General features: G+C 50.9%; 2 protein-coding genes. Both read right to left on the reverse strand.

Annotated features, from left to right (window positions below; all coding sequences use genetic code 11):
• Positions 1–2,012, reverse strand: a 2,012-nt coding sequence (locus H6F50_RS03225) for a zinc metalloprotease HtpX (protein ID WP_190426284.1), incomplete at its 3' end; no start/stop codon positions are given.
• A 102-nt stretch (positions 2,013–2,114) separates the two neighbouring features.
• Positions 2,115–2,903, reverse strand: a 789-nt coding sequence (locus H6F50_RS03230; protein WP_190426287.1) for a CHAT domain-containing protein, incomplete at its 5' end; no start/stop codon positions are given.

Consider the following 2,903-nt stretch of genomic DNA (forward strand, 5'->3'; position numbering starts at 1 on the left):
AGCGAAGATGCTCGAATCCGCTGTTCGGACATTTGAGTGAAGTCAAGTTCTGTCTCTAGCTTCCAGTGGCGGGCGTAGAGGCATAACAAGTACAGGCGATCGCCCATTAAAGGATGGCTGTTGTTGATGACCATCCACTGACGATGGGGGTTAAGGTAGCCCCATTGCAACAGGGATTCCCAAGGCGTCTGGGAGGGAAAGCTGCCCAAGCTGATGGCTTGCCGATATCCCACTGGCGTCAGTAAATCAAAGCCTTCCAAAAGCCAGCGGGTAGACTGGTGTTTTTGGATATCAGCAGCAATGCCACGGGTAACTTTCAATAAAGCGCGGGAGAAGGCATTTGGGTTGCCAGTGATATCTGCCGCTATGCGATCGCTATAGATAATTCGCAGCCGCGACAGCCACAAACCGATAAAGCAAACTAGCCAAAATAAGCCGTAACTCAAAGCCGAAACAACCACCGCTGGAATCTTTAGCAGGGGGCTTTGTAAGCGGTCTCCCCACTGCGCGACTTGTCGGTACAAGGTGTAAGGAATCTGGGCGATTAGCATGATGAGGGACATCACTGCCAAATTCAATCCCAACGGTAAACAAGCCAGGGCAATCCACCAACAAGTCCAAGCCCAGTCTGAGTTCCTCAATAGGCTAAAAAAGCCTCCAATCAGGAACATTATGGTTGCCATCACCAAACCGACTAGCTTGTTTTGGACAATGTGTCCCAACTCGCTAGCATAAATTGTGGCAATTTCATCGTCTGCCAGTTGATCTAAGAGTCCTTGACTGACCACAATTCGGGCAGTGCGAGGCAGATTTCCATAAGTGAGTGCGACTGGGGCGCTGATGGGTAAGATCCGCAAAGTCGGCACGGGCAAACGGCGCTGTCCGCAATAGCGGGGTAGCATCTTGGCGGCTTCTGGGCTGAATTTAGACAGCGCTGACAGCGACAGCGGTTGCATCTTCTCAAATTGCTTGAGGAAGAAGTCTAGTAGCCAGGGAGACAGACACGCTAGCAGAACCAACACGGTCACGATAGGCCAAGTCGGGTCTTCGTAAAAAGCTGGGATAGGCTGCAAAAATGGCAGGTTGATGAGGAAGTTGTTCGTCGTCGTCATCAAGAACTGCACGAAAACGCGAATTACCCAAAAAAGCGCGATCGCAGTCCCTGCTTGAAGCAACCACAGACGTTCTGGTTTCACTGCTGGCATTGCTCGCCATCCTTTGGCGCGTCCTGCTTGACGCCAGCCAATACTACTGGTCGATTCTAGAATTTTCTCATCTGTTGGCGTCTCAGATGGTGTTTCAGATGGCGTCTCAGAAATGACCCCTGTCTCTGCTACTGTATCTGGCGCAATCGGTGCTTCTGCCGGGGCGGCTACTTCTGCCTCTAGGTTGCTTTCCGCTTCTTTCCCTTTGCCCTGTACTAAGGGTGAGTTGGAGGGTGTTACCTTTTGTACTGGCTTAGTGCTGTTCGCCCTGACGCTTTTAGAGGAAGGTTGAGCGGCTTTTGCCCCCTGTGCGGGTGAAGTGGCAGGCGTTTGCAAGGGGACAAACCCGGTCGCGTCTAGAGCAGGCGACACGGATGGCTGAGGCTTTTGAGGCGGTTGGTCTAAGGGAATAAATCCGGTGACATCTGACGCAGGCGCAGCCCCTTGTGCGGGTGAAGTGGCAGGTGTTTGTAAGGGGACAAACCCGGTCGCCTCCGACGTTGGTGGAGGGGAAGGCGTTTTTTGAAGTTGAGGATAACGATTGACCAAATTAGCCAAATTCCGCTCTCCCCAGTCCTTCACCTTGGGATATTTGCTTTGACTGAGGGTTTGACAAAGCGATCGCGCTTTCTCGATTTCGCCAGTGCGTTCATAGGCAACCACCAGCCCCATCTGAGCGCGGAGGACTGTCTTTTGACTCAACTCAAACTCGCAAACGCCTTCTAGGTGGGCGATCGCATCTGGATAATTTCCCTGTTTCAGGGCTGCTAGACCAGCTTCCAGAGAGGGATTAGGAACAGAAGCCATAAAAATTCAACAGCACTCGGCTTCCTTCCAAGATACCCTCACTTCAGCGATCGCCTATCATTCAGCCAATTTTCAATTTTCAACCGCAGATGGCTATCCGTTTCAGTCGGATTCACCAATTAAAGTAAAAGCCGCCCAGTCTCTAGGGTCGGGGTGGTGTTTCATGGTTGTTAGCATCGCTTGCCGCAATGCTTGGGAGCGATCGGGGTTGAGCTGGAGATTTTTATAAAACTCGGTCATTAAAGAGGCTGTTGGTGCATCGGGAACCGACCACAAAGAGACAATGACACTCGGAATACCCGCACTAATAAATGAACGTGATAAGCCAATCACGCCATCCCCGGTAATTTTGCCTCGTCCAGTGTCGCAAGCACTCAAAACGACTAATTCTGCATTGAGCTTCAGGTTTAAGATTTCAGCAGCCGTGAGCAAACCCTCATCTGAACCGGATGGAGCCAAAGCGATCGCACTGTTCAATCCCTGGATATCATCAAATATCCCATGTGTTGCCAGATGGATAATTCGGGCAGAAGGCAATGCTTGCGCGATCGCTGCTTTAGTCGCTTGCTTCCCGGTAATTGCTTGAGTCTTGAGCAGTTTAGCAATCTCTTTAGCTTCCTGTTCCGCCCCCGATAAGTTCGATAACTGCTCAGCGGGTTCTCCCGGTTTCAGCACCACCTTAGGCATTGTAGGATTGCCGACTATCAACGCATTCTTGCTAGAAAAAGTCCGTGTATCCCCCAAAACCCGTTTTGTGCGCTGATGGGTTAAATCCAGCATTTGAATCGAGGGAGCCGTCAGAATGGTATGTTTTTCTATCAGGTATTTACCAGAAGCATCTTGGAGAGCTGGAAATGGCGCGAGGAACAGCGCATCTTGTGGGATAAAAAT

The organism is Coleofasciculus sp. FACHB-712, assembly GCF_014695635.1.
GTDB lineage: Bacteria > Cyanobacteriota > Cyanobacteriia > Cyanobacteriales > FACHB-T130 > FACHB-T130.